Below are 22,947 nucleotides of genomic sequence, written 5' to 3'. Positions count from 1 at the left end.
GTGCGGGTTTCTCGCCCGCATTATCGTTACTTATGCCTACATTTTCTTTTCCGGAAGCTCCACCGCGCCTCGCGGCGCGGCTTCCAGGCCGCCGGAATGCTCCCCTACCGATATAATATATCCCATGGCTTCGGTAGCGCGCTTATGCCCGATTATTATCCATGCCGGACCGCTCGACTAGTGAGCTGTTACGCACTCTTTAAATGAATGGCTGCTTCCAAGCCAACATCCTAGCTGTCTGTGCAGTCCGACCGCGTTTCTCCAACTTAGCGCGCATTTGGGGACCTTAGCCGTTGGTCCGGGTTCTTTCCCTCTCGGACGCGGACCTTAGCACCCGCGCCCTCACTGCCGCGCAGCATCCACCGGCATTCGGAGTTTGTCAGGAATTGGTAGGCGGTGAAACCCCCGCATCCAATCAGTAGCTCTACCTCCGGAGGACTCGCGCGACGCTGCACCTAAATGCATTTCGGGGAGTACGAGCTATCTCCCAGTTTGATTAGCCTTTCACCCCTACCCACAGGTCATCCGAAGGCTTTTCAACGCCAACCGGTTCGGCCCTCCACTCTGTGTTACCAGAGCTTCAGCCTGCCCATGGGTAGATCACAAGGTTTCGCGTCTAATACCGCCGACTACGCGCCCTGTTCAGACTCGCTTTCGCTCCGGCTCCGCGCCTTAAGCGCTTAACCTCGCCGGCGACATTAACTCGTAGGCTCATTATGCAAAAGGCACGCCGTCATCCCATCGCGGGACTCCGACCGCTTGTAGGCGCACGGTTTCAGGCTCTCTTTCACCCTCCTGTTCGGAGTGCTTTTCACCTTTCCCTCACGGTACTGGTCCACTATCGGTCTTCAAGGAGTATTTAGCCTTGGAGGATGGTCCCCCCGTATTCAGACAGGATTTCACGTGTCCCGCCCTACTCTTGTTTCACCCCGACATGCCTTTCGCGTACAGGATTGTCACCTTCTCCGATCGCCCTTTCCAGAGCGTTCCGCTAAGCATATCAAGGCTTTTGGGCTAGTCCGCTTTCGCTCGCCACTACTCACGGAATCTCTTCGATTTCTTTTCCTCCGGGTACTTAGATGTTTCAGTTCCCCGGGTTCGCCCCATTGCTGGTGACACGCCTTCAGCGTGCCGGGTTGCCCCATTCGGATATCCGCGGATCAATTCGTGTGTGCCGATCCCCGCGGCTTTTCGCAGCTTGCCACGTCCTTCGTCGCCTCTTGAAGCCTAGGCATCCGCCGTGCGCCCTTAACGATTTCTTTCCCTAAGGTTCTCGGTGCGCCTCCCGGCGCCCGGTCGTCTCTTTGTGATGTCTTACCGTATATGTCAATGATCCTCGATCTCGCCTCCCACCCCAGGGACCCACGCTGCATCCTTCGCAGCGCCCCCCAAGGGCTTCCGGCAGGCCGCATTCCGCGGCTGTGGAGAATAAGGGATTCGAACCCTTGACCCCCTGCGTGCAAGGCAGGTGCTCTAGCCAGCTGAGCTAATTCCCCAGGCATCCGTAGTCTCGGGCAGGCTCGAACTGCCGACCTCTACATTATCAGTGTAGCGCTCTAACCGGCTGAGCTACGAGACTCCTCTACCCGCCTGACCCGTGGCCCGCGACAATGCGCTGGGCTCGCGCCCGGGCGTGAATCCTCCTTTTCCTTTATATGATCCGATACTATACAACAACAGGGCGGGGCGGCGCCCCCCGGCGCGCGGGGCCCATGAAGGACCGTGTGCTTATTGACTTGATAAAGCCTCTAAAATGAGATGTTCCAGCCGCACCTTCCGGTACGGCTACCTTGTTACGACTTAGCCCTAGTTACCCGTTTTACCCTAGGCAGCTCCTTTTACGGTCACCGACTTCAGGTACCCCGGACTTCCATGGCTTGACGGGCGGTGTGTACAAGGCCCGGGAACGTATTCACCGCGCCATGGCTGATGCGCGATTACTAGCGATTCCAGCTTCATAGAGTCGAGTTGCAGACTCCAATCCGAACTGAGACCGGCTTTCGAGATTCGCTCCGCGTCGCCGCGTGGCTGCCCTCTGTACCGGCCATTGTATTACGTGTGTGGCCCAGGGCGTAAGGGCCGTGATGATTTGACGTCGTCCCCGCCTTCCTCGCTACTTGCGTAGGCAGTCCCGCCAGAGTCCCCAACTTAATGATGGCAACTGGCGGCAGGGGTTGCGCTCGTTGCAGGACTTAACCTAACACCTCACGGCACGAGCTGACGACAACCATGCAGCACCTTGAAGACCGTCCGAAGAAAGGCGCATCTCTGCGCCGGTCGGCCCCCATTTAAGCCCTGGTAAGGTTCCTCGCGTATCATCGAATTAAACCACATAATCCACCGCTTGTGCGGGCCCCCGTCAATTCCTTTGAGTTTCAGGCTTGCGCCCGTACTCCCCAGGTGGCTCACTTATCACTTTCGCTTAGCCCCCGAACGATAACGCCCGAGAACGAGTGAGCATCGTTTACGGCGTGGACTACCAGGGTATCTAATCCTGTTCGCTCCCCACGCTTTCGTCCATCAGCGTCAGTAAGGCCTTGGCGACCTGCCTTCGCTATCGGTGTTCTGAGTGATATCTATGCATTTCACCGCTACACCACTCATTCCGGCCGCCTCAAGCCTACTCAAGACCCGCAGTATCGAAGGCGGTTCCGCGGTTGAGCCGCGGGATTTCACCTCCGACTTACAGGCCCGCCTACGGACCCTTTAAACCCAATAAATCCGGATAACGCTCGCACCCTCCGTATTACCGCGGCTGCTGGCACGGAGTTAGCCGGTGCTTATTCGTACGGTACCTTCAGCTATCTACGCGTAGATAGGTTTATCCCCGTACAAAAGAAGTTTACAGGCCATAGGCCCTTAGTCCTTCACGCGGGATGGCTGGATCAGGCTTCCACCCATTGTCCAATATTCCTCACTGCTGCCTCCCGTAGGAGTCTGGTCCGTGTCTCAGTACCAGTGTGGGGGATCACCCTCTCAGGCCCCCTAAGGATCAAAGGCTTGGTAGGCCGTTACCCTGCCAACTACCTAATCCTGCGCGTGCCCATCCCCGTCCGTAACCTTTCAATGACCGCCGATGCCGGCGAACATCCTATGGGGTGTTAATCCTCCTTTCGGAGGGCTATCCCCCAGACAGGGGCAGGTTGCACACGTGCTCCTCACCCGTACGCCGCTCTCACCCCGAAGGGATCCCGCCCGGCTTGCATGTGTTAGGCCTCCCGCTAGCGTTCATCCTGAGCCAGGATCAAACTCTCCATTGTATTTCCGTTCCGCGGCGCCCCATCGAATACGCCATAAAGCATACCCGGGCGCCGCCCCTTACCTGGTTGTATGTATCGTTGATTTCAATGATCCTCTCTCTTCCAAACCACCAGGCCAAAGGCCTCTCGTGATTTGCGGTTGCAAAGGTAAGAACTTTTTTGAAACTACCAAAACTTTTTGAAAAAAATTATTTTTTTTCGTCCCGGAGCCCCAGCAAAAATCCCCCCGCGCTTGACCCGAAAAACGGGTGGGCAAAGGTAGGAATTTGTCACTCAAACTTCCAAACGCTCCGCCAAGTTTTTTTTAAAAAATTTCAAATAGGGCTTATTATCCCCTCGCAACGCTCCCCCAATACCAAATCGGGAGTGCAAAGATAAGGGGATTTCCCGAACAGGCAAGAGATAATTTAAAAAAAATCTACCCGCCGAGCCCAAGTCGCTGGTTTTCAGGTAGAAAAATTTTAAAGAAAGACCAACACGGCAGTAAAAAAGACAAACACCCCCAAGCTCCAACGAGCAGAACGAGGAATTACGATGCAGCTGAGCGACTTGTAATGAACCGCCATAAGAGCCAGGTTGCCGCAGCGCCTATGAAATCGGCGACGGCATCTAGAAGTTCTGCCGAGCGTCCCACGCGCATTTCGTCCTGCAGTATTTCAGTCAGTATAGCGTAGATGAACATTATGCAGAAATAATTCCTCCGGTGTATTTTTGGATAGGCGGCAAGTAGGAGAATGCCAAGCGCGGCGAATATGCAGAAATGCACGATTTTATCAAACTCGGAGTATATCCAGACGAATTCTGTACTTTCTTCGCCGGGTTTTAGGAGCATATAAGTGAGAAATGCCCAATAAATGGGCATTAATATAAGTGATATTTTCCGAATTTTATCCAAGGAGTGCCTGATAATCTTCTGCCGAGAGGAGGCCGCTTTGGTCGGCATCTTCAGCTAAACGCACTTTGATGATCCAGCCTTCGCCGTAAGGGTCTGAGTTGACAAGTTCTGGCTGCTCTTCTAATTTTTCGTTAAACTCTACTACGGTACCGGAAACGGGCAGGTATAGATCGGATACAGTTTTTACCGCTTCTACGCTACCGAAAACCTCGCCTTCGGAGAGTTCTTCTTCTAGGCTGTCAACATCAACAAAGACGATGTCGCCCAATTCGCTCTGCGCGAAATCCGTGATCCCGATGGTGGCTGTATCTCCTTCGATTTTTACCCACTCGTGGTCTTTTGTGTACTTGAGTTCTGCCGGTGTGTTCATTTTTTTCGTTTTAGCAAATTTATTAAATAAATTGTCTCTGCAAATAGGTTTTTAAAAATTTATCTTATGCCGCCGTTAAAATTGAAGGTAGCGGAGAGCCCCGCTCGAATGGTGGAGAGCGGGTAGGCTGTGGAGATTTTGTATTTGGTAGCCAGCTGGTCGTAGAAGAATCTCAGGTTAAAATTTTCGGAGACATTGTAATCCGCGCTGAATTTTATCCCCAGAAGTTTCTGCCCGCCTGTGACTTGAGAATCCTCCAGGAGTATGTTGGTAATTCGTGTTTCGCTATCCCTAAGAGAGAAATCTGCGCGGACATTCAGGTCGCTTACAACATTACGCGGCTTGCCACCCATATTGAGTTTCATCCTTAAATCCTTCACGATGTAGCCGAAGCCAAAGACATATTCCTTGCTGTAGTCCTCCGTAAGGGTATTGTTTACCAAGCCAAGGAGCAGCATTCGGTCGCGGTTGTACATCGCGCGGAACTGCATATTGTTCCTAAGCGTAAAATCTCCTCCGATAAGCGGGGCAAAGGATTCCACATAGCCTACCTGACTGAAAATATAAGGATTGAGCCTGTCGCCATTTACATCAAACCCGCCAGGATCGTTGTAGTAATCGATGTTCGACTGCACCCCCGTACCCGTATAGGTGGATTTGTAGGAATGCTGGATGTCAAATTTAGAGAACTGACTTGCCACCATCGGCAGGTTGCGGAAGCCGGAATAAACGACATTCCAGTTTGGCAACGGGAAGCCGGATTTTTTCGGGTTGTCCATGGGCTCCAGGCTGCGCCCTTCCACTGCTGCTCGGAAGGCAGGCACCAGTATATACGCATTCCCCAATGAATATCCTTGAGCGAAGCCTGCCGCACCAGGCACCGTGCCCATTTGCTGAGAGAGCGCTCTAGCATTTTCAATAATTCTCGGGAATAAATCTCCTGAATTTTTAAATGAAGTAGATAGCAGCCAAACAGATTTGGAATGAGTAACCAGCTCGTTTTCGAAGGCAAAATCAAAATGCGGCGTAGCGGGATCGGCATCTAGGTTGTAGCCTCCCTGCATGAGGTTTCTGTTGTGCCTCCAAAGCGCATTGATATCTATTCTCAAATCGTTCAGCGGGCTGAGCTGGAGGTTTGCATCGAAAGATTTTGAATTTTGCTGCGAATAGGGATCATTCATATATGGAGACGAAGAAATCCATCCGCGCTCGATGGCCGTTCTCCGGATATCCGCCTGCGAGCCGAGCAGGAAGCCAGCTGTAGGCCCGCCGATATTCTGCCCGTAGCCATAGAAATTCGGTGAACTCAATATGCCAGGAAGCACCGTGCCGTTGTTCTCATTATAATTAATATCAAGCTGCCTGCCTGAAAACAACGCCGAAGCCATAGTCTGCATCGGTGTCAGGCGGTTTTTGAAAGTATAACCTTTGTAAGTATTAAATACGAAAAACTTATTCTTTTTGCTTTTCTTCAGGGCGCTTTCTGCATAGGCGTTATTCAGGGAATCGATTTCCTGGCGCCGCTTATTCCTTACCTCCTCTATCTTCCTGAAGTAGGCGAAATTATTCAGGAACTGCGGTATATTGGCAGTCGCCGTGCCTACAATCGTATTGGTATTCTGCGCGAGATTCCCCAGATTCCCGGCATTGCTTTGCGTAAGCACCGTAGAGCGGGCGTTCCAGTTGTATTGGAAGCCGTAGCCCACCTCCGCAGTGAGGAAGTTCATAAATGGCAGATACTCAAACGGCAGTCGGTAATTCAGCTGCACCCTGTGATTGTAAAGCACGGGGCGCCCGGAGCGGAAAGGCTGCTCGAAAATGCTGCGGCTGTCCATCGCAGTCGGGCTGATATTGTCGTTCAAAGTCCTAGTAGCGGAATTGATCTCCAGCTTTAATGACCTTGTAAAATTAAAACCTACAGCATACTGCCACCCGAAGTAGAACGCGCGGTTGCGGATCACATCGAAGTCTGAGCCGGCGACGCCGTTCATCAGCGCCTCAATATTCCGGAACTGGAGCTCGTTGTAATTCCTGTCCAGCTCCGTACGCACAGAGATTCTCGTAGGCACAGGGTTGAAATTAAATTCCTTAAACCACTGCAGATATTTCGCGGATTTTGCGGTATCGCTCACCATTTTATTAAACGGTTTCAGCACCCACGGCCGGAAGCTGTAGTTGTAATCCAGATTGCCTCTCAGATACTGGCGATAGTTTTTGGTGGTGTAGACATCCCGGTAGTAATCATCGCTGTAATTCAGTGTAAGCGCCAGGTTTTCCACATCATAAAAGCGGGATTTCCGCTCAGTGTTCGTACGCTCCTTACGCATATTCACCACACCGATGCTGCGCTGCTGCGTGTAAGTTCTCGCGACCTGCTTCAGCTCCTCTCTGTTTGCCGCCTTTTCGAATTCTACATCGATATCGATTGGGTTGTACTTAGGATCCTCGATGGTTTGGGCATAGGTGTAATTTACCGGGATCCGCATCCCTACCTTTTCCGGGATAAATTTATCGAGATTAACCGTGGTACTGATGTTCAGCGCAGAATTGGTGCTCTGGTTCCGCTCGGCAGGTTTTGAGATGATGCTCCCGAAGTCTACCGTGGAGTACGCCCCGCCGGCATTCACCATTGCAAAATCCCCCAGGTTGAAATCCAGGCTGGCATTCGCCGCGTAGCCTCCCTCATTTTCGATTCCGGAGATGCGCATTTCGTTTACCCAAAGTACCACATCTTTGCCGACGCCGGAGGTATTGCGCACCCCGATCATCATAGTGGTAATATTCCCAAGTACAGGGCGGCCTTTCACGAATATCTTCCGGTCGCCGTCGCTTGCCTCGGCATAGAGAAACCTGCTGCCAATAAGGTTTCCGCCGGCCTGGTCTCTTTTTATTTTGGCGTCTACAAAATCCTGGAGGTTGATATTAACCATATTTTCCAGCGGCCAGATCTCAGTGGCAGTTCTGGCAGTACGCGGAGTATATTTCAAAGAGGCTTCGTACTCATAGTAATTATCCGTGGCATCGCTACCGAAACGCACAAAGAACTTCATATCCCGATCCAGCTGGCTGCTAGTTCCTGCACCGCGGATGTCCTCGGCGTGTACGAACATTTCCAGCTTGCGGTACCTCCGCATATCCACAAAGGTATTTTTTACCACAGCGCGCGCCTCGTTTTTCAGGTTGGTAACTTTAAGGTAAAGGGATGCTTCATTCTGCCGCTGCATACCGCCAGCCGTTTGCAGAACCTGGCGATCAATGCCCGGAGGCATCACATAAGGCGGCGCCCCCAGCGCATTCTCCTCCAGATTTACGCTGCCCACGAAGAAATTCTCATTGTCCACAAGCATCGAACCTTCGTTATCAGCAGCACCCGGAAGGCTGCCCGCTGCAATATTTTTGTTGTACTTCCGCCACTCGGAGCGTACAAGATCCAGCGTACCGAACCTCAGCGTTGCCGTATCATCGAAGCCATCGAGGATGATTCTCGCAAAGCGTACATTATTCAATACATCCTCGGAAGCCGCACCGGCATTGGTATCAAACTGCTGCACTGGCACGCGGAATAGGTACCATTTATTCCTGCCCTTCTGTCCGTTCTGGAAACGCACGGGAACTTCTTTTTCATCAACAATAAAATTTCTGTTGACTGCGAGGCTGTTCCTGTCGAGGTTTATGGTGTATTGGTTATAGTTTTCATTAAGATCAAGGTTATAATCGTGGTTAATGTCCTCAGCATCTGGCATCTGCGTGGCTACTTCCAGCGATCCGGACTGGGAATTGCCATCCGGGTTGCGAAAATATTTGTACCGCTCTGGCACGGAAGACGCCTGCGCGCCGGTGAATTTATTAGAAAGATAAAAAACGAAATCATCCGCCGCGGGGTCGGGCTCCCCAGTTATCGGATTAATGTATCCGGTACCGAATTTCTGCGCTTCCTGCTCATTGTTCAGCCCGTCGTAGCCTACATCCTGCGCGCGGCGCTCCTCGCCCTCGGTGGAAAAGGCGTACAGTACCGGGAACTGGTTCGGCTGAACGCCCCAGTTGCTGGTGGATGTAGAAACCGCGCTGGAGGCCGTAGGCATACCGTTTTCATACATCAGTTTGCCGTCTTTCAGCACATCCTCAGAAACATTCCCGAGGTGGAGTTTCAATTTTGGCGAGGCACCAAGATTTCGCCCGTCAGCATAGGGATCCATCAGCCAGAATTCCACATACTCGATATTGGAACCGGTAAAGTTGGACACGGAAATAGGTCGCATCAGCCCCGCCCACCGCTGGTTTGCCGGCTCGTCAATCGGGTTAAGGTTATAAGGGCCGCGCTCTTTAGGGTAGAAAGTAATATCCAGCGTGTTGGTGTAGGTTTGCTCTCCGGCTACGAAATCCCGGTTGTTCATCAGCTCGGAAGTCTGCACCCGCCGAGATGCGTGGTTGGAAACCGCCTCCGCATTGATGCCTGCCGGAGCTTTCCCGCCGACGCCGTAGAAGCGCGGATCGATATTATACCAGGAAAGAAGCCCTCTGCCGTAGCCCTCGCGCACATCGTTTACCAGGCCGGCATTGGCATACTGAGGATCGTTTCTGTTTTGCTCAGGCTTGGATGCTAGCCCCCACAAGCCCGGCTCTTTAAGGGAAATTTTGGTAGAAGATTGTTCAAAATCATCAATATAGGATTGATTTCCTGCATTTTTATCCTGCCCAGGAATCAGGTAGGCACCCTCCGCACGGAAATTCAAGCGCGAAGCAGCATCCGTTTTTACAAGCGGAATTTTATCCGTGAGCCTCGTGAGGAACGGGAATTCGTTGTTGTACATCAGGTTGAAGCCTGCCATCGTGTTATTCACCGCTTCATTGCCGAAGTTTACTTTTTGGGTAATTGGTTTTTCGGAATAGTTCACGATGGTGGTACCGAGGAGGAGGCGCTCATTAAACTGCCGCTCAAGGTTCAGCCCCATAAAGCTTCTGCGCTGCGTATTGAAAGTCAGCTGATTTTCCAGCGATACATTGATCGCCTGCCCAGAATTTTTCAGGGCCTCATTAATGATATTCACCGAACCCAGCATATAATCCACGGTGTAGTCCACACCCTCCATCAGCTGCTGGCCGTTTGATGTCACTTTTACCGAGCCGCGGGGCACATTGATGGCACCCAGCGAAATGCCGCTCCCCTGCGCACCCTTGTACCGCCCTTCGATGGTGTAGCGCTGCGCCAGGTTTTGCTGCGCCGCCACCTCCTTCTGCATAGTGTAGAGGTCATTGAAAACGAATTTCGGATCGCTGCTTCCCAGAACATTTTCAAGATAAGAGCCGAAAGGCTTGGCTTTGGTAAATATCAGCTTCCCATCATTGGCATTAATGGTGATGCCCGGAACGAAATCGAAAAGGCCGTCTCCCGCCACGCCATCGCCGGACATATCATTATTAATGTTCAGCCTGTCCCAGTTGAATAGTTTCAGCAGCTGCACATCCTGCACGGCGGTCCCCGGGAGATAATTCACCTTGCCAGCCTGGCTGTCGCGGTAGTACACATTCAGCATAAACTGATCGGCGCTGATCTGGTTCGCCTCCATAGGGTAGATGTTTTTCATCATCAGGTCCCACATGGGCGAGGAGGTGCGAACAGTGGAGTTTGGCTTCAGTAATTTTACGATAAGCACCGGGCTTTCGTCAGAGAACTCACCCACTTTGTACACAGTTTTCTGCCCGTTTACAGTGTAGGAATACGCCACCGCAAGCAGCTGATTGTCATTAAGCCTTTGGTTTAATGAAATGTAGCCCAGCTGAGGATTGTAGTTGAATTCATTGGTCTGAAGCCTTCTGGCTCTGCGGTTGAAAATAAACTGCTCGCCGTCGGTATAGCGTTCCGGAGCGCCCGCCGCATTTGGGAAATTCTGCCCAAGCACGGCGTTGTATGCGAGATTCACATCGCGGATTGATGTGCCCAGCCCGGCGATATTTTGGTAGAGGCCATTCTGCGAGTTGTCCGGATAGCCCGATGCTCCTTCCCCGAGATCTCGGATGCCGAGAATGCTTTTCTGCTCCTGCAAATTGCCAGAGCCCTGCTCCAGCACCCAGACCTCAATCCTGTTGATGCTGATGGTGGAATTGATCAGCGGATAATCTTGCAGCGCTCGGTCATAATTATCAAGGAAATAATGCCCTAAAAAATAGTGCTGGTTATCTTCATAATCGGAGGCATTGATCTTGAATGTCTGCACCGCGCCGCCACCCTGCACCACGATGTTCCTCGCCTCCCCCTGCTGCTGGGAGAGCACCACGGTACCCAATGTTTTCCCAAGCTGGAACTGCGTTTTTAAGCCAAAAAGCGATTCCGAGCCGCGGATGAGGCTGGTAGAGAGAGGCAGATTCACATTACCGAACTCTACTTTCTTTATTATTTTATCCTCGCCGCCGGTGGTGCGGTCGTTCAGGCCTTTGTTTTGCAGGTCGCGCCAGGTACCTCTTGCCTGCCACGCCACATTGAGTTTGTTTTCAAAGGCGAAGCCGCTCTGCGTATCGTAATTGGCGCGGAGTTGGAGATTGTCCCCCACCTTACCAGTAAGCCCCAGCTGGATTCTCTGCTGGATGTCGATGGCAAAGCTGGAGCGGTTCTGCGGCAGGATCATCGGATTGTCAATTTTCTGATGCAGCGCGCCGAGGTCGAAGGATGCGAACCCCTGAGGAATTATCTCTATTTTATTGCTTCCAAAAATGGATTCAAAAAGGCGGTTGTTTATCTTCACTGCCGGGATCAGGCCGCGCTTCTCAGCTTCTTTTTCGTCCTTTCTGAAAACGATATTATTATCATCGGATTTTTGGCGGTAATATTCCGCCAGCTGCGTGCTGAGCATATAGGCGCGGTACTCCTCCGGGGACATCACGGTAGGCGCCCCCACCGTGATGCTGCCGACCTTCGGGTAGAGGTGGTACTTGCCTGTAGCCACATCGTAATAGGCTTCGTAGCGTACCGGGCTGGGCAGGGTATAATCCTGCCGGATGCTGAGGCTGTCCAGCGGGCGCTCCTGCGCTACAGCTGTATTAATAAGGTTAATAACCAGTAAAAATAGTATCCGGATTGCCGCCGGCCTTCCACACTCTAAAAATTTATTGAATGTATGTTTCACGCTGCTACTGTACACTTAGCTCTGTTATGTTTATGAACTGATTAAATGCTTTTTAAAATTTGCTTAATAAGATTTTCCACCGAAATATCCGGCTCCTGTTTCTGGATTTTATCCGCTGCTTTTTCTGCGATGCGCCGCTGGATACCCAGCACCTCCAAGGCAGATAACGCCTCGCCGCGGACTTTATTGTCATTCTGAACAGAAATCTCCTCTTCGGTAGTGCTATATTTTCTCATTCGCTCGCGCAGGTCTACGATGATCCGCTCCGCGGTTTTTGCTCCTATGCCCTTTATTTTCTGAAGTTCAGAACTTACCCCGGCACTCACGGCATTGGCAATTTCCGCCCCCGTAAGCGAGGAAAGCATAATCATAGCCGAGGTGGGCCCCACCCCGCTAACGCTGATGAGGAGATCGAAAACCTCGCGCTCGTCTACGGAAGCAAAACCGTAGAGAAAATGCGCATCCTCCCTGATAATCTGCCTCGTGTAGAGGAATGCCTCCCCGCCCTTTTTTAGCTGGGACGAGGTCTGCAGGCTTATCCCAATGTGGTAGCCAATTCCGCCGACTTCTAAAATAGCATAGGTAGGCGCAACCTCTATGACCATACCCCGAACTGAATAAATCATGCAGATAATTTAGCGGGTAAATATAAGCACATTTTGCCAATCTTTTAAGATGATTCCATATGCTTTTTATGATAATCCACAAGCTTGCTGATGGGCTTTTGGAGGATATTTCCCACATTTAGGTTGAATTCCGCGGCAGCCGCTCGCAGGATTTCCTCGTAGATAAAGGCGATATAGCCGATGAAATTTATCTCCGCAGAGTGCGCCTCCGGGTAGGGCAGCACCTGGTAGTGGAGGAAGTTTCTGAATTCCGCGAAGATCATCTCCTGGATAAAAGGATGCTGCCTGCGCTCCGCGGCAAACTTATTGAACCCGCCCAGCCAGGCGTTTGCCCTCGGGTTGTGGTAAATTTTTGCAATTGCTTCCTCAATGGTGAGCCCGTATTCTTTCGTGAATTCTTCGTGAAGATCGGGAGGCAGTTTTTTCATAAAATATTTCTTCAGAAGCTGCTTTCCTATCGCGCTCCCGCTGCCCTCGTCCCCCAGCAGGTAGCCCAGCGAGGGCAGATCTCTACGGATTTCCTTACCATCGAAAAAGCAGGAATTAGAGCCCGTGCCCAGGATGCAGATAATGGCCGGAGTACCTTCGTATGCCGCGTATGCCGCCGCGGTAAGATCGTCTTTCACCGTAATTTCCGCCCGTGTGAAGAAGCTCTGAAATTCCTCCCGCACGATCTCCCTGTTTTGCAGCAGGCCGCAGCCGGACCCATAGAAAAATACCTTGGTAACCTCAGCTTTAACTGAATTCAGAACAGGCTGGGCGAGCAGCCTGGTGCAAATTTCTCCGCGCGGGATCAGGTTCGGGTTGAACCCATCCGTCACTGCCTGCAGCATCACCCCGCCGGCATTGTCCAGAATTACCCAGTCGCATTTCGTAGAGCCCCCGTCCGCAATGGCTATCATAGTCAAATTTTTGCTAAAGTAGCGGATTTGCAAAAATTAAACAAATAATTAAAACTCACATTCCGCCGTGTTGTTTACTTTTGCAGAATGCCTGCAATATTCAACTATCTCTGGCGCCTGTGGATTATACTCGTAGCCGCGGTGCTTTTCCTCCTGTTTTTCCTGCCGGTATACCTGCTTTCCATCCGGAAAGAGCACTACAAATTCGCCTACTTCTTCGTAAGAACCTGGTGCAGATGCGTCTTCGCAGCGGCGGGCTTCCGCTATGAACTTATCCGAAAAACATCGAAGCAACTTATTGATAACCAGCCGTATATCATAATTTCCAATCATTATTCAATAATGGATATAATGCTGATCCCGATACTTTTCCCAAGGCACCCCGTATCCTTTGTGGGCAAGGCGGAGCTTGCGAAGATTCCTTTTTTTGCAACCATTTATAAAAGGATCTGCATCTTGGTTGACAGAAAATCCGCACGAAGTCGGCACGCGGTATACGGGAAAACCGCGGAGCGCCTGAGGGCAGGCACCAGCGTGATAATTTTCCCCGAGGGCGGCGTACCGGATGATACCTCCGTGCTCCTGGATGATTTTAAAAACGGGGCATTCAGCATTTCTGCAGGCGAAAATGTGCCGATAGCCGTACTTGCGCTGGGCGGGCTGAAGGAAATGTTCCCGTTTGATAATTCCAGAGGCTATCCTGGTAAGGCGATGGCTTTCTTTCTGGATATTCTGCAGCCCAATCCAGATTTCCTCAAAACAAAAGAAGCCGCTCACGGGATGATTTCCGATGCGCTGAGGCAGTATTATTTGAAAAAAAATTAAATATCTTTGTTTCCCTTAAGAATTTCATAATGAATCAACATTCTGAGCAGACCAAGTGGTCCCAATTCATCTCGCTGATTATCGTCTTTTTTTTCTGGGGTTTTGTAGCCGCCAACAACGACATCCTGATTCCCGTATTCAAGAAAAGTTTCACGCTCAGCCAGCTGGAGTCGCAGCTGGTGCAGTGGGCGTTTTATGCGGCATACTTCGTCGGTTCTCTCATATTTTTTCTAATCTCCCTGCGGATGGACATTCTTCAAAAAATTGGCTATAAAAAGGCTCTCGCCATCGGCCTGGCGATTTCCGCCTGCGGTGCTTTTCTTTTTGTCCCCGCAGCATCTGCCGGAAGTTTCTGGATGTTTTTGGCGGGATTATTCATCGTAGGCCTGGGCTTTTCCGTGCAGCAGATTGTGGCAAACCCCCTGGCGATAAAGATGGGCAGCCCGGAGACAGGCGCACACCGGTTGACGCTTGCCGGGGGAGTAAATTCCCTGGGGACCACCATCGGCCCGGTGATCCTCGGCATCGCGCTTTTCGGGACCTCCGGCGGGCACACGGAACTTGCCCTGCAGGATGTGAGGCTGCCATTTGCTATCCTCGGCATCGCGTTCCTGCTGGTGGGCGCATTCCTGCTTTTCTCCAAAATAGAGGACCCTACCAGCGTGCAGGAGATAGTGGCAGATAACACCCCGATGAAAAAATTCCGCATCTCGCGCTACCCGCAGCTGTATCTGGGGATGCTCGCGATTTTCGTCTATGTAGGTGTGGAAGTCTCCATCCCCAGCAACCTGGCGGCATTGCTGAACACGCCTGAATTCGGCAGCATCCCGGAAAGCCGCATCGCGCCGTTTATCTCCCTATACTGGGGCAGCCTGATGATCGGGCGGTGGAATGGCGGGATTAATGTGTTTAGTTTTAGCAAACCCGCCTCCCTCCTGATGCATTTTGCGGTACCGTTCCTTGCGTTTGCGGTATTCATACTGGCCAACCGCGCCGGCGGGCACGATGTTTCGCAGTTCTTCATCTATCCCGCCTGGATTATTTTATTTATTCTGATGAGCTTCATCGGGGGCAAAAATCCTGGGAAAACTTTGATGGTTTTCGGCATTGCGGGTATTTTGATGATGCTCTGCGGACTGGTTTTACCGGATAAAAAACTGGCGGTGTACTTCTTCATCTCCGGCGGGCTGTTCTGCTCCATTATGTGGCCTTCCATCTTCGATCTGGCGATTGCCGGGCTTGGCAAAAACACAGGGAAAGCATCCTCCTTCCTAATTATGATGATCCTCGGCGGCGGCGTGATCCCGCTGATCCAGGGCGCGGTGTGCGACCTTGACCAAAGCCGGCCTGCCGGAATTTTCGACACTACCTACACGCATTTATCCTACATCATCCCGGTGGCCTGCTATGCATACCTCGCGTTCTATGGCTATTTTGCCAGGAAAATTTTAAAGAAGCAGGGCATAGGCACGGGCGATGAGGCGAAGTAAACTCCTCAAATCCAAAACTGCCCGGCTGGGGTTTCTCCTAATCGGGCAGGTGGTGCTGTTCTCCGCCCTGTCGCTGTCCGAAGCAGCGGTAGGGTATTTCGCAAATTTCTTCCATTGGCAAAAAGGTGGGCACCAGAGGCTGTTCTGCGGCGTGCCGTTTTCCGTTGGGGACGCACTTTATTTTCTCTGCGGATTTTTTCTCGCAATCTGCTCCGTCCTTTTATTTCTGAAAAAATATCGGCGAAGCGCCATTTCTGCAATTTTAGTTTTCGCTAATGCCGCCTATTTTCTTTACACTATTTTTTGGGGGATGCTGTATCATCAGAAACCCATCGCAGAGATAGGCGACGCTGGCAGCCCGCCTACTTCCTTGCTAAAAAATCTGGCAGAAAAATATCTCGAAACCTGCAAACGGGACCGAGATAAGGTGAAAGAAAGCGTAAGCGGTACTATGGAAATCCGCGATATAGAGGAATTAAAATCAGAAATCATCCTCCGGCAGTTTTTTTTGAAGGAAGATTTACAACAAAAAAATACGGGAATCATCAGCATAAAACCCAGCCTTTTCCGCGGAATAATGAGCAGTACCGGTATCCTTGGCTACTACAATCCCTTCACCGCGGAGGCGCAATACGACCCTGAAATGCCCCACACGATGCTCGCCGCCACGCTGCCCCACGAGGCAGCCCACCAGCTGGGCTATGCCCGCGAGCAGGAGGCAAGCTTCATCGGGTTCCTCTGCGGAAAAGATTCGCAAAATGCGGAGCTGCGCTATACCTCAGGATACTTTGCGCTGAAAAGCCTGCTGAATGCGCTGGCTGATGAGGAACCTGAGTTTGTACTGAATATTCTTTCTCGCTACAGCCCAGGCATGCAGCGAGACCGGCTTGCAGAAATAGAATTTCGGGAGAGAAACCAAGGTCCGATAGCGCGGATTTTTGGTTTCACGAATGATTTCTTTCTGAAATCCAACCGGCAGGATGGAAGCATATCCTACTCCTACTTCGTATACCTGCTGGTGGGGTATGAGTCTGATCAATAAAAATGACCGTGCAAGATGCACGGCCCAAAAACACAAATGATGAAAAAAATTCTTCTCCGAACTTAGCAGCTCTTAAGAATAATGCGAATTTATAACTTCCACCCGACTTATGCAAGACATTCCAAAAAAATTATGCTGCTTTTTTGCCTCGCTGCATCCTACGGTAGTCCCAGGGTGGCACAGCGTGCGGATCTGCCCATAATCCACGCTTAGCGCGGCGCGCTTCCGCCTCCACCGTTTTCAAATATATATTCTTGGAATACCGCTCGTACCACCAGCCGTACCCCGCGCGGATGATCTCTTCGCTAAGGTATCTGCTTCCGTCGTAGATCCGCGCCACCGCTCTACCGTAGCGGTCCGTGGTTTCTATGTAAAATACTACATTTTTACCAAAAACCTGGTCGGAGGTGAATTTCCTCGCCTGGGTGCCGTATGCCTGGCCTTTTTCTGGGCAGTCCACATCAGCGAGGCGCAGGGTCATCTGCTGGTTGCCTTCCAGCAAGGCCACTACGGTATCGCCGTCCTTCACCCCTACTATTTTTGCCTTAATCTGTGAAAAGATGCTGAGCGGAAAAAAAAAGATAACCAGGAATGCAATTCTCATTTATTTCAACACCTCTGCCTGGAAACCTTTTTTCCGCACCATTACTATGATGTCTTCCTCCTCCAATTCCTCGTTGGCGTTAACGGTTAAAATTTTATCAGGATTTTCAGTATCCACATTCCACTCGAGGATGCCCTCCTCGGCATCGAAAGCGGGCTGCACTTTCGCTACGCAGTTGCCGCAGTTCAGGTTGGTTTTAAATTTCAGTTCTTTCATTTTTAAAGAATTTTAGTTAATCAAATGTATGGAAAAATTTCACTTCCGGTACCTCAGGCGCAGGCTGTTCAGCACCACGCTCACGCTGCTGAAAGCCATCGCAGCGCCAGCCAGCATAGGATTCAGCAAAAATCCGTTGACAGGATACAGCGCCCCTGCAGCCACAGGTATGCCGATGATATTGTAAATAAACGCCCAAAACAGGTTCTGCCTTATGGTCTGCGTCGTTTGTCCCGAAAGCCTTACCGCCAGCGGCAGCTTCCGCAGGTCGGAGGAGATGATGGTCATCTTCGCTACATCCTTGGCGATATCGGATCCCTTCCCCATAGCGATGCTCACATCCGCCACGGCCATTGCGGTGCTGTCGTTGATCCCGTCGCCCGCCATCGCCACTCTTTTTCCCTTCAGCTGCAGTTCTTTTATAAAATCGGCTTTGTCGTTGGGTAAAAGTTCTGCCCTAAAATTTTTGATGCCCGCCTGCGCGGCGATTTTTTTTGCAGCATTGCCGGAGTCCCCGGTGAGCATCCATACATCGATGCCCGCCTCCTGAATTTCGGCGACTGCGGCTGCCGAGCCTTCCTTTATTTTATCCTCGATGTTGACGACTGCGAGAACTTGAGAATCATCTGCGAAATAAATTTGCGTGGTCCCCCTGCTGGCAAGAGCGTCGTAAGATTGAAATTCCCCCGCCTGAACATTATTTCTATTCATCAGCTTTTGGTTCCCTGCAAGGTATTTTTTCCCGTTATACTCCCCCGAAATGCCCTCGCCTGTATGACTTTCAAAACTTGCGAGGGGAAGGCTGCGGAACCCTGGAAAATGCGCTACAATGGCTTCCGCAAGCGGGTGCTCGGAATGCTTTTCCAGCGTGAAGAGCACCTGGCGGCTCACCTCGTCCGCATACTTCGCCCACCGGATGTCCGTAACCTGGGGATGCCCCTCGGTGATGGTTCCCGTCTTGTCCAGAACCACGGTGTCTATTTTCCCGATCATCTGCAGGCTTTCCGCATCTTTTATCAGGATGCCGTTTTCTGCCGCCTTCCCGATGCCAACCATCACCGCGGTAGGCGTGGCAAGACCAAGCGCGCAGGGGCAGGCTATGACGAGCACCGTGACAGCCGCAAGTATCCCACCCGCAAATCCATCGTCTCCGCCAAATATCATCCATATAAAAAAGGTTAAAGCAGCAATCCCCAGCACCGACGGCACGAAAACCGAAGCAATTTTGTCGGTAAGTTTCTGGATCGGCGCCTTGCTGCCCTGCGCCTCCTGCACGGTGTCTATGATTTGTGCCAGAACGGTATCGCTGCCCACCTTTATTGCCTTAAAAACAAAGCTTCCTTTTTGGTTTAATGTGCCGGCAAACACCTCGGAATCCTGCAATTTTCGTACGGGAAGAGGCTCGCCAGTAAGCGCGCTCTCGTCCACGAAAGATTCTCCAGACTGCACCACACCATCCACAGGAATTTTCTCTCCGGGGCGAATTAAGACTGCCTCTCCTACTGAGATTTCTTCAATGGGTTTTATGATCTCCTGCCCGTCTGCAGTGATGATTGTCACAGTTTTAGGCTGCAGGCCGATGAGTTTTTTTATCGCCGCGGAGGTGTTTCCCTTCGCCTTCTCCTCCATTAATTTACCGAGCAGGACAAAGGTAACGATGACTGCCGCTGCCTCAAAATACACATGAGCCTCCATACCCCGCGACTCCCAAACCTGTGGGAAAAGCAGGTTGAAAAGGCTGAAGAAATAAGCGATACCGGTACTCAGTGCCACCAGGGTATCCATATTCGCGCTGCCGTGGCGCGCCTGCCTAAAGGCGTTGACAAAGAAACTGCGCCCCAGCCAAAAAACCACCGGCGCAGAGAGTATTGCCGAAACAACCGGCGTATACCTCCAGTCCATAAAGAACATCCCAAGCACCGCCACCGGCAGCGAAAGCGCGGCGGCAAGAAGGGTTTTGGTTTTCTGCTTACTGAAATTTTCTTCCTGAATTTCCCTGAGCTTTTCCTGCTCCTTGGCTTTATCCTCAATCAGCAGGTCGTAGCCGGCTTCCTGCACGCTACGGCGGATTTCTTCCGGGCCGGTGAGGCTGGGCAGGTACTCTACCTTCAGGTTTCCTGTGGCGAAATTCACGGAGGCATCTAGGACGCCCTCGGTATACTTCGCCACATTTTCCGTGCTGGAGGCGCAGGCCGCGCAAGTCATCCCAAGAACGGGGAAGCTTGCACGCTGGGAGGGTATTTGCACACCAGCTCCCCTCAGGGCTACAACCGCCGCAGCAATTGCCTCGCTGTCCTTTACCGTTAGCTGCAGCTGGTGAGAATCTTCATCAAAAGACGGATCCTCCACGCCCTTCAGGCTAATTAACTTCTCCCGCAGGTCTTGAGCTGCTGATTGGTTTATTTCCCCCCGGTAGGGGATATTGATGCTGAATTTTGCCATTGCAACACAAAATTAACCAAAAATCATCTAATGGGCTTTTCCGGGGTTTTTTAATTTAAAACTGTAACTTCGCCCAAATTTTATGATTTCTGAATAAATGCAACTTAAATCCTTTTTTTCTTTTTGGTTTACAATTCTTCTTTTCGCTTTAAATCAAGCGCAGATTAAGGACCCTGTAAAGTTTAAATATGCCGTAAATGCCCTACAAAACGGCGAGTACGAAGCCGTGCTTACCGCAACGCTGGAGCCTGGCTGGCACATCTACTCCAAAGACCTGCCGCCAGATTCGGGCATACCTACCGAGATGAAGCTGGGCGGCGAGAACATACTGCCCGTAGGCAATACCGTGGAAGTCGGGAAGAAATACGACGAATTCTCGGAAGCCTTCGGTGCGCAAATCGTATACTATTCCAACACGGCGCAATTCAAGCGGAAATTTAAGCTGAAGGAACCAGCGAAACCTGCCACCGCCATTGCGGAAATCACCTACCAAACCTGTAACGACCGCATATGCCTTGCGCCGAACACGCTCGAATTTCAGTCGAAGCTTAGTGGCGGAAACAAGGTAGAGGACTTTGCTAAGGCGGAGCAGGAAGCAAGTTTAAAAACACCGATTGCTTTACCAAATAATGTTGATAGCCAAGCCATAAATATAAACCCGGCCTCTGATCCTGCCTCAACTTTAAACCCTGTTTCAACTTTGAACTCTAAGGATTTACGCATTTCCACGCTGGATTTCCAGAATCCGCTTACAGATTGCGGCACGCCGAAGCGGGAGTTTTCCGAAAACTTCATTAGCTATCTGTTGCTTGGCTTCCTGGGCGGCTTCATTGCGCTGCTTACGCCGTGCGTGTTCCCTATGGTTCCGCTCACGGTTTCCTATTTTACAAAGGGGGCGAAGAATAAGGCGAAAGGCAGGAGGGACGCGCTTCTTTACGGCTTCTTCATCCTGCTGATCTTCGTGCTGCTCAGCGTGCCTTTCCACATTATCGACGGTATTGCGGGTAATATCTTCAACCAAATCTCAACATCGGTATGGCTGAACATCGCGTTTTTCCTGATATTCCTGTTCTTCGCGGGCAGTTTCTTCGGGTATTACGACATTGCCCTGCCGAGCAGCATCGCCAATAAATCCAGCAAGGCGGAGGAAGCCGGCGGCATCATCGGCATATTCTTTATGGCACTTACGCTGGTCATCGTCTCGTTCTCGTGCACGGGGCCTATCCTCGGTTCCCTGCTGGGCAGCGCGGTTACGGGCTCGTCGGATGTGCCTATGCTGCTTACCTTTGCGCTGGCGGGCTTCGGTCTTTCGTGGGCATTGGTGTTCGGCTTGCTCGCGCTCTTCCCGAACGCCCTGGCAAGCCTGCCGAAGTCTGGCGGCTGGATGAACACGGTAAAGGTGGTGCTGGGCTTCGTGGAGCTGGCACTTGCCCTGAAGTTCCTTTCCAAGGCAGACCTGGTGAGCAAAACCTTCCTGCTTTCGCGCGAGCTCTTCATCCTGCTGTGGATACTCATCACCATCGGGCTGGTGCTGTATCTCTTCGGCATCATCCGCTTTCCGCACGATGATAAGAACGCTAAAATCTCACCGGCAAGGAAGGGACTCGGCGTGCTGAGCATCGGCTTTACCATATACCTGATACAGGGCCTGTTCCCAAGTGAGCGGCCAAGGCTACAGATGCTTTCCGGCATCCTGCCACCCGTGAATGTGAGCTGGTTCCACAATGAGGAGGACGGCATACTGGGGATGCACCCACAGCACGACTATTTCGACGCCGTAGCGCTGGCGCAAAAGGAGCAGAAGCCCGTGCTGATAGACTTTACTGGCTATGGCTGCGAGAACTGCCGCAAGATGGAGGAATTCGTATGGAGCGAACCGGACATACTGCCGATACTGCAGAACGAGGTGGTACTGGCATCCCTATATGTGGACGACCGCGAGGAACTGCCACAGGAGCAGCAGACGAGCATAGACCTGGGCGGCGGCCAGATGAAGAAAATACGCAGCGTGGGCGACCGCTGGAGTATGTTCCAGCAGGTGAATTTCAACAACAACTCCCAGCCGCACTATGTGCTGGTAACGCCGGACGGCCGTGTGATCAACTCGCCAGTCTCCGGCTATATGCCGAAGGAGGACTTCAAAAAATTCCTGGAGTGTGGGGTGAGATGGTGGAAAGAGAAGGGCACAGTGAGATAGATGGCGGGGGATTTTATTTGGATTGATAGTATTAATTAATTAAAACTCCTTACGCTTCGACCGGCTCAGCGTGACAGATGGCATAAATTACCTGGGGAAACGCGTTGTCACACTGAACTTGTCGAAGGGCCTTAAATATTATCCTTAAACTTTTAAACTTATACTTATGCTCCACTATGAAATTTCTGGCAATGCGGATAAGACCTTGGTGCTGCTGCACGGCCTGATGGAGAACAGCCACATTTGGGACGGGATGCAAAGTCGCTTGGAAAGATATTTCAGGCTTGTGAAAATAGATTTGCCTGGGCACGGAAAATCGGAACTGACGGAAGAGATTTCTACCGTGGAAATGATGGCAACCAAGGTAAAGCAGGTAACGGACGAGCTGAACCTCACGGATTTCTACCTGCTGGGGCACAGTATGGGCGGCTACACCGCCTTAGCCTTCGCTGAAAAATGGCCGGAAGTTTTGGCAGGATTCTCCTTGTTCTTTTCAACTTATCTACCTGATAGTGATGAGAAAAAGGAGACGCGCAGGAAGAGTTTCCGCATCATAGAGCAAGAATACGAGCGGTATGTGGCGGCGGGTGTGCCGATGAACTTCCACCCGCACGAAGCGGACGAGATGGAAGGCTTTGTAGAAATTGCGAAGGAAATGGCGTTGCAAACGAACAACCTGGGCGCACTGGCAGCGGTAAAGGGCATTATGGAACGCCCAGACCGCCAGAGTGTTTTGCAGGAATTTCAGGGGAAAATCCTTGTAATGCTGGGCAGGCACGATCCCGCCATTGACTCCCTTGCCACGCTGAAAGGCCTGCCGGATAAGGCGAACATCAAGGCGTACCTCCTCGATTGCGCGCACAACGGCCACTGGGAACGCCCGGAAATCTGCGCGGAAATCATCTGCCGCGAACTGAAATAAAGAAAGGACTGCCGTAAAACAGCAGTCCTTCGTTT

At 51.5% G+C, this 22,947-nt stretch carries 13 protein-coding genes, 2 tRNA genes and 2 rRNA genes (1 of these 17 only partly in view); 5 read left to right on the top strand and 12 right to left on the bottom strand.

From position 1 onward, the window contains the following. From BUB43_RS04605 to BUB43_RS04560, 9 genes are all read right to left on the bottom strand, one after another. Positions 1-1,262: ribosomal RNA gene (locus tag BUB43_RS04605) — 23S ribosomal RNA — on the bottom strand (it extends 1,477 nt beyond the left edge of the window). A 160-nt stretch (positions 1,263-1,422) separates the two neighbouring features. Further along, positions 1,423-1,496 (bottom strand) — tRNA-Ala (locus tag BUB43_RS04600). 9 nt (positions 1,497-1,505) lie between these two features. Further along, positions 1,506-1,579: transfer RNA gene (locus BUB43_RS04595), tRNA-Ile, on the bottom strand. Between the two features lie 172 nt (positions 1,580-1,751). Beyond that, a 16S ribosomal RNA gene (locus BUB43_RS04590) occupies positions 1,752-3,260 on the bottom strand. Together the 16S and 23S rRNA genes with 2 tRNA genes alongside form the textbook arrangement of a ribosomal RNA operon. Before the next feature lie 529 nt (positions 3,261-3,789). Continuing rightward, on the bottom strand, positions 3,790-4,203 hold the full coding sequence (locus tag BUB43_RS04580) for a VanZ family protein (RefSeq protein ID WP_395858363.1): 414 nt from the start codon (positions 4,201-4,203) through the stop codon (positions 3,790-3,792). Beyond that, a complete protein-coding gene (gene gcvH, locus BUB43_RS04575; protein WP_073178783.1) occupies positions 4,148-4,525 on the bottom strand; it encodes a glycine cleavage system protein GcvH in 378 nt (125 codons plus the stop codon). Before gcvH ends, BUB43_RS04580 begins: the two co-directional genes overlap by 56 nt. Before the next feature lie 59 nt (positions 4,526-4,584). Then, the gene (gene sov / locus BUB43_RS04570) at positions 4,585-11,598 is read right to left on the bottom strand and encodes a T9SS outer membrane translocon Sov/SprA (protein ID WP_083541148.1); all 7,014 of its coding nucleotides are present in this window, start codon (positions 11,596-11,598) and stop codon (positions 4,585-4,587) included. An 89-nt stretch (positions 11,599-11,687) separates the two neighbouring features. Further along, entirely contained in the window at positions 11,688-12,272 is a 585-nt protein-coding gene (gene ruvA / locus BUB43_RS04565) for a Holliday junction branch migration protein RuvA (RefSeq protein ID WP_073178781.1), read from the bottom strand. A gap of 44 nt (positions 12,273-12,316) precedes the next feature. Then, the gene (locus BUB43_RS04560; RefSeq protein ID WP_073178780.1) at positions 12,317-13,174 is read right to left on the bottom strand and encodes a BadF/BadG/BcrA/BcrD ATPase family protein; all 858 of its coding nucleotides are present in this window, start codon (positions 13,172-13,174) and stop codon (positions 12,317-12,319) included. Between the two features lie 87 nt (positions 13,175-13,261). On the opposite strand from BUB43_RS04560, the gene BUB43_RS04555 reads away from it, so the two are divergent. The 3 genes from BUB43_RS04555 to BUB43_RS04545 are packed head-to-tail and all read left to right on the top strand — an operon-like array spanning position 13,262 to position 16,531. After that, entirely contained in the window at positions 13,262-13,999 is a 738-nt protein-coding gene (locus tag BUB43_RS04555; RefSeq protein ID WP_073178778.1) for a lysophospholipid acyltransferase family protein, read from the top strand. A gap of 29 nt (positions 14,000-14,028) precedes the next feature. Continuing rightward, entirely contained in the window at positions 14,029-15,489 is a 1,461-nt protein-coding gene (locus BUB43_RS04550) for an MFS transporter (protein WP_073178776.1), read from the top strand. After that, positions 15,476-16,531, top strand: coding sequence for a DUF3810 domain-containing protein (locus tag BUB43_RS04545; protein WP_073178775.1), 1,056 nt, complete (start codon positions 15,476-15,478; stop codon positions 16,529-16,531). The genes BUB43_RS04550 and BUB43_RS04545 overlap by 14 nt, the downstream gene beginning before the upstream one ends. 130 nt (positions 16,532-16,661) lie before the next feature. Here BUB43_RS04545 and BUB43_RS04540 read toward each other — a convergent pair whose 3' ends face one another. The 3 genes from BUB43_RS04540 to BUB43_RS04530 are packed head-to-tail and all read right to left on the bottom strand — an operon-like array spanning position 16,662 to position 19,793. Then, positions 16,662-17,135 (bottom strand): thermonuclease family protein, encoded by a 474-nt coding sequence (locus tag BUB43_RS04540; protein WP_073178773.1) that lies wholly within the window; start codon positions 17,133-17,135, stop codon positions 16,662-16,664. Continuing rightward, positions 17,136-17,351 carry a heavy-metal-associated domain-containing protein gene (locus BUB43_RS04535; RefSeq protein ID WP_073178771.1) on the bottom strand — a complete coding sequence of 72 codons (216 nt, stop codon included), beginning with the start codon at positions 17,349-17,351 and terminating at the stop codon, positions 17,136-17,138. 39 nt (positions 17,352-17,390) lie between these two features. Beyond that, complete coding sequence (locus BUB43_RS04530) at positions 17,391-19,793, bottom strand: heavy metal translocating P-type ATPase (RefSeq protein WP_073178769.1); 2,403 nt, start codon at positions 19,791-19,793, stop codon at positions 17,391-17,393. Positions 19,794-19,890: 97 nt separating this feature from the next. Here BUB43_RS04530 and BUB43_RS04525 point away from each other — a divergent pair, with 97 nt between their 5' ends. Continuing rightward, positions 19,891-21,990: a protein-disulfide reductase DsbD family protein gene (locus BUB43_RS04525; protein ID WP_073178767.1), complete on the top strand. Its 2,100-nt coding sequence runs from the start codon at positions 19,891-19,893 to the stop codon at positions 21,988-21,990. Between the two features lie 166 nt (positions 21,991-22,156). Continuing rightward, on the top strand, positions 22,157-22,912 hold the full coding sequence (locus tag BUB43_RS04520) for an alpha/beta fold hydrolase (protein WP_073178766.1): 756 nt from the start codon (positions 22,157-22,159) through the stop codon (positions 22,910-22,912). The last annotated feature ends 35 nt before the right edge of the window (positions 22,913-22,947 follow it).

This window comes from Cruoricaptor ignavus (assembly GCF_900141665.1).
Classification (GTDB): domain Bacteria; phylum Bacteroidota; class Bacteroidia; order Flavobacteriales; family Weeksellaceae; genus Cruoricaptor; species Cruoricaptor ignavus.
The sequence above is the reverse complement of the archived record's forward strand: the minus strand, read 5'-3'. Positions and strand labels throughout refer to the sequence as shown.